This window comes from Spirosoma aerophilum (assembly GCF_054782495.1).
This window is the reverse complement of record NZ_BAAGSJ010000004.1, coordinates 237,681-253,817: the sequence shown is the minus strand read 5'-3', so window position 1 is coordinate 253,817 and position 16,137 is coordinate 237,681. Positions and strand designations below refer to the sequence as shown.

The following is a 16,137-nucleotide window of genomic DNA, read 5'->3' as shown; positions in this document are numbered from 1 at the left end:
AGAAGACCAGCCCGGTGATTTATTGATCTGCTGTACAGGGTAATTTATACTCTTAATCTATAGAGTATATGGTAATATTTTCAAGGGGAGTAACCTGTCGAGTAGATAAGTGCATTTATATGTCTTCCGTCATTCATGTAGCTACTTCCACAGGTGTGGAGGGCCGGTAAGTTAAACATCGTCACACGTATGAGAATTCATTTACGAAAAACCGTTGGGCTTTTAGCTGTATCATTCCTTGTCGGATTCAGGCCCGTTTGGTCGCAGCCGGTTAGTCTGGCTACTACTGTCCAGCAAACAAAAAAAGGTGCCGTCGATCAACCCGTTACCGGCACGGTGAAGAGTGAAACCGGCGAAACGCTGCCCGGCGTCAACGTCGTCATCAAGAACACCCAAAAAGGCACCAACACCGATGCCAACGGTAAATTCACGCTGGATGCCCCGGCCAATGCGGTGCTCGTTTTTTCGGGTATTGGCTTCACGACGCAGGAGGTGCCGGTAAACGGACGCTCGCGCCTTGAGGTGTCCCTGACGACAGATAACAAACAACTCGACGAGGTGGTCGTTGTGGGCTACGGTACCCAAAAGCGCAACAGCCTGACCAATGCCGTATCCCAAATTGGGGCGGAGGAAATTGCCCGCCGACCGGTTTCCAACATTCAGCAGTCGCTGCAGGGGCAACTGCCGGGGGTTACGGTACTGGACCAGGGCGGCTCGCCGGGACGCTCCAATACCGCCATTCGGGTACGGGGTATTACGACCTTCAATATCAACGGCATCGGCAATACGGCGGGTACGAATAACGGCACCGGTGGCTACGACATGAGCAAGAACGATGCGCTGGTGATTGTCGATGGCATCGAACAACGGTTATCGGACATTAATCCCGACGATATTGAGACGATTTCGATTCTTAAAGATGCGGCATCAACGGCTATTTATGGCTCAAGAGCAACGAATGGTGTGGTGCTGGTGACGACCAAACGGGCCAAAGGCAGTAAGGTGCAGGTGGAATACAATGGCTATTATGCCATCCAGAACTCCATCAACAAGCCGACAATGATGGGTATTGACGAGTACATGCGGTTGCAGGTAGCGGCTTACACCAATGCCGGGGCTGCCCTGCCCGCCCGGTTCACGGAGCAGTCCATTCAGGCGTATGTGACGGCTACCGACCGGGAGAAATACCCGATGCCGAACACCTGGTTTCAAACGGTGCTTCAGGCGGCTCCCCAGCAAAACCATACCATTGCCGTGGCGGGCGGCAACGAAGCGCTGCGTACGCGCCTGAGCCTGCGGTATCAGGATCAGGCCGGTATTATCACGCACTACGGCAGCAAAATCGGGGAGATTCGCCTGAATACCGATTACACGATTTCCTCTAAACTGCGTGTGAGCGGGGATATCAACTACCGGTACAACTACTCGCAGGCTCCCACCATCGACCCCATCAACTTCCTTTTTCACGGATCGCTCTGGGCCGTACCCAAATATGCCGATGGTACCTATGGCCTCAGTACGCAGGGAAACAACCCGCTGATGTATGCCGAAATCGGGGGCGATTCAAAACGCTCGACCGATTACCTGGCGGGCTATGTGAAAGCGGATTGGGAGATTCTGGACGGGCTTACTTTCTCGACACAACTGGCCGGACGCGGTACCTTTACGCAGGAAAAGAACTTTGGTAACTCGTACGTCAACGTCGATAAGAACACCAACATCACCAAGACGGTCGCCAACAACACCCTGAACGAAGTTCGCAATACCTTACGGGAATACACCCTGACCAGTTTGCTGACTTACGAGCGCAAACTGAACACGCACAACCTGAGGGGCTTGCTGGGGTATTCGCAGATTGGCAACACGCAAACGTTTCTGACGGCCTACCGCGAGCGGTTTTTTAACAACGATATCCAGTCAATTGGGCAGGGAGCCAACGATGGCACCAAGAGCAACAGCGGTAACGATGCCGACTTTGGCCTGCGGTCTTATTTCGGTCGGGTAAATTACGATTACGACGGCAAGTACCTGGTGGAAGTAAACGGGCGTTACGATGGCTCCTCGAAGTTCACGGGCCAAAAGCAGTACAGTTTCTTTCCGTCGTTTTCGGCGGGCTGGCGGCTCTCGAAGGAGAACTTCTGGCAGGGAATCCAAAACACGGTCAATGATCTCAAACTGCGTGGCTCATGGGGTATAACGGGTAATCAGTCAGTGAGTTTATACAGTTATTATGCCGCGCTGGCGGCCAGTGGCTACAACTTCAACGGAGCCGCCGTACAGGGCTATCGCCAGACGACACTGGCCAATACCGATCTGGGCTGGGAGTCGACAACGCAGCTGGATGTAGGGCTGGATGCGTCTTTTTTTCGGGGACGCCTGAACCTGACGGTCGATTATTACAGGAAGCTTACGAATGATATTCTGCTGAACCTCGATATTCCGGCAACCATTGGGTTGGTCGCTCCACCGCAAAATGCGGGCTCAGTCGAAAACAAAGGCTGGGAATTTAGCCTGAACTACCGGGGTGCCAAAAATCCATCGGGGTTTCAGTATAATCTGGGTGCCAACTTCAGCGTAAACGATAACAAAGTCGTCGACCTGAAAGGCACCGGCCCATACATCTTAGGGTCGGATATCGACCCCCGCTACATTATTGCCGTGGGTTTGCCCATCAATGCCTTATGGGGATATAAAACAGACGGCCTGTTCCAGACCCAACAACAGATTACGGAATACAAGGCCACCTATGCGGCCAATACTAAACCGGGCGATGTGAAATACATCGACGCCAACGGCGACGGGAAAATTGACGCCAACGACATGACGAACATCGGGAATACATTTCCCAAGTTCACCTTTGGTTTGAACTCGAACTTCTCGTACCGCAACTTCGAGCTGAACCTGCTCTTTCAGGGAGCGGCCAAAGTAAGCACGCGCCTGGCCGGAGCCTTGTCCGAGATGGGTAACCAGGAGGGCTTTACGCACTCGATTTATACCAACAACTACTGGACGCCGGAAAACCCCGGCGCCCGCTTCCCCCTCCCGAGGAAGTTTGACCTGCGCAACGTAGCCACCTCCGACCGGCTGGTGATCGACGGGTCGTATGTGCGGCTGAAAAACATCCAGTTAGCCTATTCACTACCGGCGGCCATTGCGTCGAAAGTGCGGTTGAGCCGGATTCGGACCTATGTGTCGGCTACGAACGTGCTCACCTTCTCGAAACTTAATGAGTGGAATCTGGACCCCGAAGCGGGCTCCGGCCGGGGCGTTTATTATCCGCAAACATCGCTGTATACGCTCGGCCTTAACCTGCAATTCTAATCGTATTCACCCGTCTTATTGTCAAAGCTCATGAAACGAATAACGTATATACTAATGCCTTTTCTGCTGGCTGTGTCGGGGGTGTTGTTCACTGCCTGCGACCGGGAGTTGCTGGATACCGTTCCCAATGACCGTCTGGCAGAAAATCTTTTCTGGAAAACGGAGAGCGATGCCCGGCTGGCCGTCAATTCGCTGTACACAGACCTCGATGAAGCCAATATTTTCAGCTGGGATGCCCTGACGGACATTGCCCACGTTAATCAGCCATTCGATGTTCAGTCGTATGTCGAGCAGGGCCAGTACGACGCGACCAGTGCCAAGGTGTTTAATGAGTGGTCCAACGCCTACAAGGGTATTCGGGCGTGCAATTACTTTCTGGAAAACGTCAGCAAAGTTCCGTCGACGAATACGGCCCTGATCAACCAGTTCAGGGGAGAAGCCAGAGCCCTCCGGGCGTATCAGTACCTGAAGCTGGCGAATCTGTTCGGCGAGGTACCGCTGGTAACTACGGCTATTTCGCTGGATGAAAGCCGGACGCTGGCCCGCGCCCCCATTGCGCAGGTCTGGGATTTTGTCGATAAAGAACTCACGGATGCCGCCGGCCTACTGCCCACAACCTATGCCGCTGCTGATAAAGGGCGGTTCACAAAGGGAGCCGCGCTTGGCTTACGGGCGCGTGCCAACCTGATGGCGGGACGCTATCAGCAGGCTGCCGATGCCGCTGATCAGGTCATTAAACTGGGCGTGTATGGCCTGAACGACAGTTACGAAAAACTCTTCAGCTATGCCGCCGAGAATAACAAAGAAGTGTTGCTCGACCGCCAGTTCATTAAAGACACCTATCCGGTCAATGTCTTTGCGCTGATGGCACCTTACAGCCAGAAAAGCGCGAACAGCAACTATGTGCCCACCAAAGCGCTGGTCGATCTGTATGAAACAACATCCGGGAAGCTGATTACTGACGCCACCAGCGGTTACGACCCCGCCAACCCCTACGTCAATCGGGACCCCCGGCTCAGGTTCTCTGTTTTCCTGACGGGCGATGTGCTGCCCAGTGGCATTACCTTCCGCCCTGAGCCAAACAGCGGTACGCCTGACGCCGTGGGGAACACCTATATTGCCTCGACAACAGGCTTCAATATCAAAAAATACATCAATACGGAAGACTACGCCAACCCCGCCAACAATGGTATCAACATCATTCTGTTGCGGTATGCCGAGATTTTGCTGACGTATGCGGAAGCGAAAATAGAACTGAACCAACTGGATGCCAGTGTGTTTTCGGCCATCAATGCTGTTCGCAATGGCCGCTCCGACGTAAAACAACCCTCCATCAGCAATACCGCTACACAGGCAGAGCTGCGGGCCATTATTCGCCGGGAGCGGACCGTTGAACTAGCGTTCGAAGGGCAGCACCTGTTTGATATTCGCCGGTGGAAAACGGCCGAAACGGTACTGCCCGGCCCTATTTATGGGATTACCTATAAAGCGGCCAACGGTGCCTTAACGACCATTCAGGTAGTTGCCGTAAACCGGACGTTCGATAAAACACGGCATTACCTGTGGCCTATTCCCCAGCGGGAGCGTAACCTGACCCCAACGCTTACGCAAAATCCGGGCTGGTAAACATTTGTAACACAGAGATGCACAGAGTAAATAGAGATTCACTGAGACCTTTGTGTATCTCGGTTAATCTCTATTTACTCTGTATAATAATTTAATGACGAAGGAATGAAGTTAGGCGTCATCGTAGTCAGTGTAGTAGGTCTGATCGTAACCGGCTGGCCAATCGTTTCCTTCACGCCCCACCGGAATGCCGTACCCCGAAATGCCGTATCACCCAATATCATCTACATTTATGCCGATGATCTGGGGTATGCGGAACTGGGTTGTTACGGGCAGCAGAAAATCAGGACGCCGAATCTAGACCGGATCGCTCGCGAAGGGATGCGGTTTACGCAGCATTACACCAGCATGCCCGTGTGTGCCCCCGCCCGCTGTATGCTCCTGACGGGCAAGCACAGCGGCCATTCCTATATTCGGGGAAATTACGAAATGGGCGGCTTTCCCGATTCATTGGAAGGGGGGCAGATGCCGCTTTATCCGGGTGCGTTTACCCTGGGCCGAATGCTCCAGCAGTCGGGCTACAAAACGGCCTGTATCGGCAAATGGGGCATGGGTATGGCCAACACCACCGGCAATCCGAATGAGCAGGGGTTCGACTATTTCTATGGTTATCTGGATCAGAAACAGGCGCATAACTATTACCCGACGCACCTCTGGGAGAACGGTAAACCCGATAAATTAAACAACCCCGTCATTGATGTCCACCGCAAGCTGACACCCGAAACGGCTACCCCGGAAGCCTTCGCTTACTATCGGGGCAAGGACTACGCGATTGACAAAATGGCGCAGAAAGCGCAGGCTTTTATCCGTCAGCATAAAAACGGACCGTTCTTTCTGTATCTCCCGTTTACCGTGCCGCACGTATCCCTGCAAGCTCCCGAAGCCGCCGTGAAGGAGTACATCGGGAAGTTTGACGACCAACCGTATCTGGGTCAGCAGGGCTATGCATCCACGCCCTATCCACGAGCTACCTATGCCGCTATGATAACACACATGGATGCGCAGATTGGGCAGTTGATGCAGTTGCTGAAAGCGCTGAACATTGACGATAATACCCTTGTCATGTTCTCCAGCGACAACGGAGCTACCTTCAACGGTGGGGTAGAGGCTGCCTACTTTAACAGTGTCGGTAACTTGCGCGGCCTGAAAATGGATGTCTATGAAGGCGGCATCCGGGAACCGATGCTGGCCCGATGGCCCGGAAAAATCAAGCCGGGGCAAGTGACCAACCATGTCTCTGTTCAATATGATCTACTGGCTACGCTGGCTGAATTGGTGGGGTACAAACAACCCTTCGTTACCGACGGGATCTCGTTTCTGCCGACGTTAACAGGTAAATCCAATACGCAGAAACAGCACCCGTTCCTCTACTGGGAATACCCCGAAAAGGGCGGGCAACTGGCCATTCGGATGGGTAACTGGAAAGTCGTCAAAACCAACGTACGCAAAGATCGAACGGCTCCGTGGGAGTTGTACGACCTGAATAAAGATGTAAGCGAAACAACTAACCTGGCCACTCAGCACCCGGATCTGCTCCGGCAAGCCAACGCCATCGTTGCCCGCGAGCACATTCCCACCCACATCAACGAGTGGGAGATCGTAACGCCAAAAACCACAATGAAAACAACAAACTAAGAACCCCGAAGGGGTTGACTATGGATAACCCCGGATGGCATCCGGGGAGGAGAGTACACCCAATACCATCATCTATGACACACATACCCATCCGATTGTCCCGCCTTGTGCTGAGTGCTTTTATCCTTATTGGCCTAGCCTTATCCATCAGCGCCTGGGTTGAAAAACCCGCTCCGGCAGGCCCACCCAACGTCGTGCTCTTTTTTATGGACGATCTGGGCTATGGAGACTTGTCGGTGACCGGTGCGCTGGATTACACCACACCGAATCTGGATAAACTAGCCGCCGAAGGCACCCGATTTACCAACTTTCTAGCCGCTCAGGCCGTGTGCAGCGCATCGCGGGCGGCTCTGCTGACGGGATGCTACCCGAATCGTCTGGGAATTTCGGGCGCATTAGGCCCCAACTCACTGATTGGCCTGAACCCGAACGAAGAGACGCTGGCCGAGTTGCTGAAAGAGCGCGGCTATGCGACGGGGATGTTCGGAAAATGGCATCTGGGCGACAACAAACAGTTTTTACCGATGCAGCAGGGCTTCGATGAATATTACGGCGTGCCGTATTCGCATGATATGTGGCCGCTGCATCCAGCGCAGGCGCAGGCGCACTATCCGCCCCTGCGCTGGATTGATGGCAATGCGCCCGGGCCCGAGATCAGGGATTTGGCCGATGCCGGAAAAATCACCAGTACCATAACCCAGAAAGCGGTTTCATTCATCCGGAATCATAAAAAGAAACCCTTTTTCCTGTATGTGCCGCACCCCCTGCCGCACGTGCCGCTGGCAACGTCAGCTCAGTTCACCGGCAAAAGCGCACGAGGTATTTTTGGCGATGTGCTGACCGAACTGGACTGGTCCGTCGGGCAGATCATGACCGAACTGAAGCAGCAGGGGCTGGACAAAAATACGCTTGTTCTGTTCATCAGCGACAACGGTCCCTGGCTCAACTACGGCGACCATGCCGGTTCGTCGGGCGGGTTCCGGGAAGGCAAGGGAACGTCGTTTGAAGGGGGGCACCGAGTCCCTTTTCTGGTTCGCTGGCCGGGTGTCGTACCAGCCGGTCGGGTGAGTAATAAATTGTTGACGGCGCTTGATATTCTGCCAACCGTCGCAAACGTCTGCGGTGCGCGGCTGCCCAAAAATCGCATTGACGGCGTCGACTGGGTGGCCTTGCTGAAAGGCGATAACTCGGTGACGCCCCGCGACAAATTTTACTATTACTACCGAAAAAACAGCCTGGAAGCGGTGCGGCAGGGCGACTGGAAACTTGTCTTCGCACACCCCGGCCGGACGTATGAGGGCTTTTTGCCGGGACAGAATGGCAAACCCGGTCCCAGTACGGAAACCCACGAATTTACAACGGCTTTGTATGACCTGCGTCGCGATCCCGGTGAGCGCTATGACGTTCGGGAGCAACACCCGGATGTAGTCGCCAAACTGGAGAAAATCGCCGAAGAAGCCCGCGCCGATCTGGGCGATGATATTCAAAAGCGAACGGGTGCCAATGTGCGCGAACCGGGAAGGATTAGCCAGTGAGTATCCGCGCTTGCCGTGGGGTAGACGACAACAAAAGTCTCCTCATTCGTTCGCATCAATCGAGACTGCTACGTTAAAAATGGAAACCGATATAGTCGTTATTGGCGGAGGGCAAAGCGGTCTGGCCCTGGGGTATTTTTTGCGCCGGATCAATCGGCCGTTCGTTATGCTGGACGCGGGTAATCAGCCGGGCGGAGCCTGGGTACACGGCTGGGAGTCGCTGCGGCTGTTTTCACCGGCCGAAGCCAGCTCATTACCGGGTTGGCCCATGCCTCGTCCGGCCAACGTCCGGTCGGCAACCGATTTCCCGACGCGCGACCATGTCATCGACTACCTGAGAGCGTACGAAGCCCGTTACCAGTTTCCTCTTTATCGACCCGTAACCGTTGAGCAGGTGGACCGTACCGAAACGGGTTTTCTGGTTCGTACGACGGCGGGGGAGTGGCATACGAAAGTGGTGGTTAGTGCAACCGGTTCCTGGAGCCACCCCTGCGTCGCCGACTACCCCGGTCTGGTTGATTACGACGGGATTCAACTCCATTCGGCACAGTATCAGTCGCCCGATTCGCTGGCGGGAAAAAAAGTGCTTATTGTGGGGGGCGGCAACTCGGGTGCGCAAATCCTGGCCGAGGTCTCCCGGGTAGCGCAAACGACCTGGGTAACGCTTACCGAACCAACGTTTCTGCCCGACGACGTCGACGGCCGCGTGTTATTCCAGCGGGCCAGCCAGCAGTATCAGGCAGCTCAGTCGGGCGAAACCGCGTTTGCGGGCCGACTGGGTGATATTGTTATGGTGCCTTCAGTTCAGGAGGCCCGGAGTCGGAACGTTCTGCACAGCGTTCGCCCCTTTACGCGCCTGACCCCAACGGGCGTTGTCTGGCCCGATGGCCGAACCGAAGCTGTCGACGCCATTATCTGGTGTACCGGTTTCAAACCCGCTACGGACTATCTGCGCTCGCTCGGCATCGTCGACCCCGACGGCCGCGTAGCTACCAACGGCACCAAAGCCATCCGCGAGCCCGGCCTGTGGCTGGTTGGCTACGGCTCCTGGACGGGCTTTGCTTCTGCCACGCTGATCGGCGTTGGCCGCTCCGCCCGCAGCACGGCGGAGGAGATCAGTGCCTATTTGAAGGCACTTTAACCCATTGCCATGCAGCGAGAAATTGGCTCTTTACCGGCTCAAGCAGTGTTTTGGCAACGCTAGTCATCCACCAGCACTTTATAGTCAGGGTCGTCCATGATGTTGACCTCGATTAGGCTGTCGGCGTTTGTCAGCAGGCGTCGGCAGTCGGCGCTTAAGTGTTTGAGGTGAATCGTTTTGCCTGCCTGCTGGTAGCTGCTGGTCAATTTGCTGAGGGCTTCGATCCCCGACATATCGGCCACCCGGCTGTCTCTGAAGTCGATAATGACTTCGTTCGGATCATTTGCCACGTCGAATTTCTCCCGGAACGCCATCACGGAGCCAAAGAACAGGGGGCCGTACAGCTCATAATGTTTTACGCCTGTTTGATCGACGTATTTCCGGGCCCGAATCCGCCGGGCGTTTTCCCACGCAAATACCAGCGCCGAAATAATAACGCCAACCAGCACGGCCAGTGCCAGATTGTGGAACAGTACGGTGATGCCTGCCACCAGCACCATCACCAATACATCGTGCCAGGGCATTTTGCCAAAAGTCTTCAAACTGGCCCACTCAAAAGTGCCGATAGCGACCATGATCATCACGCCCGTAAGAGCCGCCATCGGTAGCTTTTCAATGATCGGTGCTCCAACGATGATGAAGAACAGGAGCATGACCGAGGCCACGATACCCGATAGCCGGGCTCGTGCGCCGGACGATACGTTGATCAGGCTCTGCCCAATCATGGCGCAGCCACCCATACCCGACAAAAGGCCGCTTGTGACATTGGCCAGCCCCTGCGCTACGCATTCTTTATTGCCCCGGCCCCGGGTCTGGGTAATTTCATCGATCAGATTCAGGGTTAGCAAACTTTCAATCAGGCCCACTCCCGCTACAATGAGTGCATAGGGGAAAATGATCGACAGGGTTTCGAGCGAGATGGGTACGGCCGGGATGTGAAACGGAGGAAAGCCGCCCTGTATGGAGGCAATGTCGCCAACGGTGCGCGTGTTGATGTGAAGCCCAATGGTGAGCAGTGAAACCGTAATAATAGCGACCAGCGAGGCCGGAACGGCTTTGGTTAATCGAGGCAAGCCCCAGATGATGAACATGGTCAGCGCAACAAGTCCGAGCAAAATCAAAAGTGGTGTTCCGGTCATCCAGTGGAGCGCCCCCGTCGAATCGGCCACTTTAAACTGGTCCATCTGCGATAGGAAGATGACAATGGCCAGCCCGTTGACGAAGCCGAACATAACGGGATGCGGCACCAGTCGGATGAATTTCCCCAGCCGTAAAACACCCGCCAGTATCTGTATAAGCCCGGCCAGCACCACCGTGGCGAATATATACTCGACACCGTGGCTTTTAACGAGTGCCACGATCACGACAGCGACGGCACCCGTTGCTCCGGAAATCATACCTGGCCGGCCACCCAGTATGGACGTGACCAGCCCCATCGTAAACGCGGCATAAAGACCCGTCAGGGGCGACAGTCCGGCAATCAATGCAAAGGCAACTGCTTCGGGAATAAGGGCAAGGGCTACGGTTAAGCCGGAAAGAACTTCGTTTTTATAGTCGACGCGTTGCTTGAAATCGAATAAATTCAAATACTGATTCATGGAGATATATCCTGATAGACAAAAAAAGACCCACTGGCTGATGAGTATCGGCCAGCATTATAGATGCACTACGAAAAGCAGGGGCTTTAGATCAGGGGGGAGTAACCGGATAGAACGAAGAAGAGGCTATCATACCACAAAGGTAGAGTTTTCTGGCCAAAGGCTTCTTTGATCGCCAAACGGAAACATGACGTATAGACACAATCCTTGAATGGGTACTATTTAATAGGCTAATCGTTAAAGCAAAAGGCCCTATTCCGCTCAACGGAATAGGGCCTTTTGCTTCAGGTAGGCTCAACTATAACTCCCGGATCTTTACGTTCCGGTACCAGACGCGCTCTTTAGGGCTGTGGTTTTGCAGGGCTATTTTGCCTTTGGCGTGGGGCGTTGCATACGGCCAGCTGGCGAATTTGCTCTTGGCAACCAGCGCTTTCCAGTCGGCGGAACCGTACTGGTAATCGACCAGTTTCTTGCCGTTCAGGTAGTGCTCCACGTGGTTTTTGTTGACCACAATGCGGCCTTTGTTCCACTCGCCGGGGGCTTTGGCCACGCTGAAGTCGGAGGGAGGGATCATGTCGTAATTAGCCCCGGTCATTTGGGTATCTTTCAGCTTGTAGGGCTTACCATCGCCATCCAGATAACCTTTGTCGTCGATCACCTGATATTCCGGACCCGACATGTAGGTTGACTTGATATCCGGGCTGTCGATGATTTTATAGACGACGCCACTGTTGCTGCCTGCGGGAATTTTAAATTCGAATTCCAGGTCAAAGTTCTCGTATTCTTTATCTGTCACGAGGTCGCCACCGGTACCATCGGGTGTGAGGGCGCCGTCTTCAATCGACCAGCCCACTACGCCATCTTTGTGGTAGCTATGCCAGCCTTTTATGGTTTTACCATCAAACAGAGTCGTCCATTTTGGGGGTGCCGTAAACGCAAAGGCGCTGAGCAAAAGGCAGGGGATAAGTAGCTTTTTCATGTAGTTTGGAATTTTAGGCTAATGTAGGTTTTAAACGCAAAGAGCGCAAAAGAAGAACCAAAGGTCGCTACGAGTTTTTCTCCGCGATCCTTGTTTCTTCTTTTGCGCTTTTTGCGAATAGTATTGAAAAATTAACTCGCCATGTCGCGGGCGGCTTGTGGGTCGTTGTATTTCCGATCCAGTCCATCGGTCGATTTCTGGTCGGAGCGGTCCGGGCCGGAAATCATATCCTGGGCCGTCACACTGCTTTCATCGGCCAGCTCGCGGGGGAGGTTCTGCGCTTCTTTGGCTTCTTCCGGACGCTCGCCCGGCTGATTCTGATGCGTGTCTTTCGCATTGACGTCATACGGGCGGGCCGCATTGCCGGTATCAGGTTTGTCTTCCATCCCCTCATCGTCGGGTCCGGCGGCATCGCCCTGGTAGGCGGTTCCGGCAACAGGTTCGCTCGTTTCCAGATCGTCAGGCGGCATCACACTTGGTAAGCCCGAGGTGAATGTGCTCCGGACGCCGGCATTGATTTCGTGCGAACGGTCCGGTTGATCGGGTTCCTGAATTTCGGGTACCGCTGGTTTTGGCGTACCCGGCAGGTCCGGAATTTCGGGACCAGGATTGGGCGACGTTGGTGGAATTTCAGGAATACCCGGAACCGGTTGTGTTGGGTCGGGCGATCCCGGCGTTGGCGGAATCATGTCGGCCGACGGGTAATTACCGCCGATGACATTCCAACCGTCAAATGAATTCGTTTTCGTTTCCTTCGGGCTGGCTTCATCTTCTGAAGGCAGGCCCGTATTGACGGCCGAACCTGCATCGGGATTGCCGGTAATATCACCCACCGCGATGGGATCGTTCGGCATAACCGATGGGTCGAACATAGTCCCCGCGCGGAGGGCTGCATCCGAATTTTCGTATTTCTTTTTATCGTCGCCGGTTAGAGCCCGCTCTTCATCGCTACCCAACCGAATACGGGGCATATCGTCAGAAACATCGTCTTCGGTATCACCCATAGAGACTAGTTTGCCGTCGACCAACTTCACCATATTCGTTTCGGCCTGATCGGCACTGAACATTGTTTCGGCATGTTCACTGGAGACGGTGTCGGCCTGTCTGGCTCCATCGGAGAGATTTGCGTTGTTTTCCATGACTTGTGAATGTTTTAGGTCTATGGAGAACCACGGGAAAGGCAAAAGGTTTAACGTAGGGCGTCGAGCAAAATCTCGGCGGGGTGCTGCGCTTTACGGCCGGTGCCGTCTTTGATCTGGTGGCGGCAACTGGTGCCGGCGGCCGAAATAATAGCGTTTTCAGCCTTCCGAACAGCCGGAAACAGGACCAGCTCCCCAATTTGCATGGACAGGTCGTAATGCTCAGCCTCGTACCCAAATGAACCCGCCATGCCGCAGCAGCCCGACGGGATGAGTTGCACCGTATAGTTCTTGGGCAGCGACAGCACTTTCTTGACCGGAATCATGGACGACAGCGCTTTCTGGTGGCAATGTCCATGGACTTTTACCAGTTGAGCATCCGTCGTGAAAAGGTTTCGGTCTATACGTCCGGCGTCGGCTTCGCGGGCGAGCCACTCTTCAAAGAGGAAAACGTTTTTGGCAATGCGTTCGGCGTCTTCCCGGAGTTCGGCCGGAACGAGGAGCGGGTATTCGTCGCGGAAGGTCAGAATCGCCGATGGTTCAAGACCAATTAGTGGCTTCTGGTCCGTAACGAGGTTTTTGAGCAAGGTCACGTTGCGGATAGCAATGGCCTTTGCTTCGTCGACCAGGCCCTTCGAGAGGTACGTTCGGCCGCTTTCCACATGTTCGGGAACGGTAATCTCATACCCCAGCCGCTGCATCAATAGAATGGCTTTCCGGCCAACTTCGACGTCGTTGTAGTTGGTAAACTCATCGACGAAAAGAAGGAGCGAGGAGTTCGCCGGGAGGAGTGGGGAAGGTTTGGCATGGAGCGACGGCCAGTAATTTTTCCTGGTTTCGCGACCAATTCGTTCATTTTCCTCTTTTTTCTGTTCCCACCACCACTTTTTTAAGGTCGTTGTGGCCAGTTCCGGCATGGTGCGGTCGGGGTGGAAACCAACGGCGCGGTTGGCTGCCTTCCGGAGCGTCGGGTTATTATAGATGGCGTTATAACTCCAGGGGGCTTTACTGGCTAATGACATAAGCTTAGTGAAATTGCCCACAAGTCTCGCCCGGAGTGGAACGCCATGTTCGCGGTAATGCTGTTGCGTAAACTCCGCCTTCATACGCGTCATGTCCACACTGGATGGGCATTCGGCTTTGCAGGCTTTGCAGGAAAGGCACAGATCGAGTACGTCTTTGACCGCTTCGTAATCGCTCTCAACGAGCTTTTCGGTACTGCTGTAGAAGTGCCGCAGGATGTTGGCCCTTGCCCGTGTGGTGTCGTGTTCGCGCCGGGTGGCCATGTAACTGGGGCACATGGTGCCCCCGGAGATTTCGGTTTTGCGACAGTCGCCGGAGCCGGAGCATTTCTCGGCCAACTCCAGTAGGCCCCCGTCTTTGGAAAAATCGAACACCGTTTTGGGTTGCGGAATAACTACGTCGGCTTCCGAGCGGAGCGACTCGTTCATGGGGGGCGTGTTAACCACCTTGCCGGGATTGAAGGTGTTGTGCGGGTCCCAGAGTTCTTTGACGTCCTTGCACAACTGGAAATTTTCGGGGCCGAGCATGAACGCGATGCACTCGCCCCGCAGCCGTCCGTCGCCATGCTCGCCGGAGAGCGAACCGCCGTATTTTTTGACCAGCTGGGCCGTATCCATCAGCAACGCCCTAAACTTGGTGCGTCCTTCGGATGATTTGAGGTTGATGAGCGGCAGTACGTGAATTTCACCCGCCCCGGCATGGGCCGAATATTCGAGTTTAAGGCCGTGGTTCTCCCACGCCATCCGGTCCAGCTCTTCGATATAGTCGGGTAAGTCGTGGACATCCACGGCCGTGTCCTCAATAACATTTGCCGGTTTATCGTCGCCGGGAATGTTGTACATGATGCTCAACCCGGCTTTGCGTAATGCCCAGGGCTTTTGCGTTTCGGTATCGAACAGAATCGGGTAGGCATACCCCAGCCCTTTTTGCCGGAGCGAAGCCACAAACGCTTCGGCTTTGGCACCTACGCCCGCCACGGTGTCATCAAAAAATTCAACCATCAGGATTGCCTTTGGATCGCCCTCCACGAATGTCCGGTTTTTGGCCTGTTCGATGTTGGTTTTGGTGAGCTGGAGGATGTAATCGTCGACCAGCTCCGACGCGAAACAACGATGCGCAAGAGCAACCAGGTTGGCTTCGAGCGATTGACGAATGGTGTCAAAATGGGCACACACCAGCGCTGATTCTTTGGGCGGCAACGGCAGCAGATTCAGTTTGGCCTCCGTAATGAAACAAAGCGTCCCTTCCGAACCGGCAATGAGGTGGGCGAAGTTGAAATTTTGGGAGGAAGGAGGAGAGGAGGAAGGGGAGAAGGAAGCTTCTCTTTGAACATCTCTTTCGGCCCTCTCCTCCTCTTCTCCCTGTCGTCCCTCCCAAAATTTCACCATCGCGTCCAGCGCATAGCCCGTATTCCGGCGGCTGACGGTGGGCTTGGGGTAACCTTCGCGAATGTGTTTTTGAACGTCTGGTTTGGATAGCCAGTCGCGGAATTGGGTATACAGTCGTTGTTCGAGCGGGCTCACGACGTTTTCTCCGCGACATTTGGCGTCGAACTGATCCTGCGTAAGTGGCCCGAACGTAACTTCGGCACCGTCGCTCAACAGGGCCTTCACTTCGAGCAGATGGTCGCGGGTGGTGCCCCACACGATGGAGTGCAGCCCGCAGGAGTTATTGCCAATCATACCGCCAATCATGGCGCGGCTGGCGGTGGACGTTTCGGGACCGAACAACAGACCGTGCGGTTTCAGAAAGGCGTTTAGGTCATCGCGGATGACGCCCGGTTGCACCCGAACCCACTGTTCAGCCGTGTTCGTATCCAGGATTTTGCCAAAGTATTTCGAGATGTCGACGACAATGCCGCTGCCCACCACCTGACCAGCCAGCGATGTTCCGGCTGCCCGGGGAATCAACCCCAGTTTGTGTTGCTGGGCAAAACGAAGCAACTGCTTTATATCGCCCACCGATTTTGGAAGTGCCACCGCAATGGGCATTTCCTGATAAACGGAGGCATCGGTCGCGTAGAGAATCCGCTGGGCAGTATGCTCGGGCGACTCATCGAAATAAAGTTCACCTTCGAAGGAAGGCAACAGGCTGGCGAAGGAAGGATTCTGGGAAAGGCGAAACATAAACGGAAGCGTCA

At 54.6% G+C, this 16,137-nt stretch carries 9 protein-coding genes; 5 read left to right on the top strand and 4 right to left on the bottom strand.

What is annotated here, in order from left to right; all coding sequences use genetic code 11:
* The first annotated feature begins 189 nt into the window (after nucleotides 1–189).
* The 5 genes from ACYVK4_RS02865 (at nucleotide 190) to ACYVK4_RS02845 (ending at nucleotide 9,258) form a co-directional block, all read left to right on the top strand.
* A complete protein-coding gene (locus tag ACYVK4_RS02865; protein WP_461125978.1) occupies nucleotides 190–3,321 on the top strand; it encodes a SusC/RagA family TonB-linked outer membrane protein in 3,132 nt (1,043 codons plus the stop codon).
* 30 nt (nucleotides 3,322–3,351) lie between these two features.
* Nucleotides 3,352–4,947, top strand: a complete 1,596-nt coding sequence (locus ACYVK4_RS02860; RefSeq protein ID WP_461125977.1) for a RagB/SusD family nutrient uptake outer membrane protein — start codon at nucleotides 3,352–3,354, stop codon at nucleotides 4,945–4,947.
* Nucleotides 4,948–5,052: 105 nt separating this feature from the next.
* Nucleotides 5,053–6,582 carry an arylsulfatase gene (locus tag ACYVK4_RS02855; RefSeq protein WP_461125976.1) on the top strand — a complete coding sequence of 510 codons (1,530 nt, stop codon included), beginning with the start codon at nucleotides 5,053–5,055 and terminating at the stop codon, nucleotides 6,580–6,582.
* A 74-nt stretch (nucleotides 6,583–6,656) separates the two neighbouring features.
* Nucleotides 6,657–8,117, top strand: coding sequence for a sulfatase family protein (locus ACYVK4_RS02850; protein WP_461125975.1), 1,461 nt, complete (start codon nucleotides 6,657–6,659; stop codon nucleotides 8,115–8,117).
* A gap of 79 nt (nucleotides 8,118–8,196) precedes the next feature.
* A complete protein-coding gene (locus ACYVK4_RS02845) occupies nucleotides 8,197–9,258 on the top strand; it encodes an ArsO family NAD(P)H-dependent flavin-containing monooxygenase (protein ID WP_461125974.1) in 1,062 nt (353 codons plus the stop codon).
* A gap of 59 nt (nucleotides 9,259–9,317) precedes the next feature.
* Here ACYVK4_RS02845 and ACYVK4_RS02840 read toward each other — a convergent pair whose 3' ends face one another.
* The 4 genes from ACYVK4_RS02840 to ACYVK4_RS02825 form a co-directional block, all read right to left on the bottom strand.
* Nucleotides 9,318–10,856 carry a SulP family inorganic anion transporter gene (locus ACYVK4_RS02840; RefSeq protein WP_461125973.1) on the bottom strand — a complete coding sequence of 513 codons (1,539 nt, stop codon included), beginning with the start codon at nucleotides 10,854–10,856 and terminating at the stop codon, nucleotides 9,318–9,320.
* A 298-nt stretch (nucleotides 10,857–11,154) separates the two neighbouring features.
* Nucleotides 11,155–11,835: a 3-keto-disaccharide hydrolase gene (locus ACYVK4_RS02835; protein WP_461125972.1), complete on the bottom strand. Its 681-nt coding sequence runs from the start codon at nucleotides 11,833–11,835 to the stop codon at nucleotides 11,155–11,157.
* 131 nt (nucleotides 11,836–11,966) lie between these two features.
* Nucleotides 11,967–12,974, bottom strand: a complete 1,008-nt coding sequence (locus ACYVK4_RS02830) for a hypothetical protein (protein WP_461125971.1) — start codon at nucleotides 12,972–12,974, stop codon at nucleotides 11,967–11,969.
* 50 nt (nucleotides 12,975–13,024) lie between these two features.
* Nucleotides 13,025–16,123 (bottom strand): FAD-binding and (Fe-S)-binding domain-containing protein, encoded by a 3,099-nt coding sequence (locus tag ACYVK4_RS02825; RefSeq protein WP_461125970.1) that lies wholly within the window; start codon nucleotides 16,121–16,123, stop codon nucleotides 13,025–13,027.
* Between the last annotated feature and the right edge of the window lie 14 nt (nucleotides 16,124–16,137).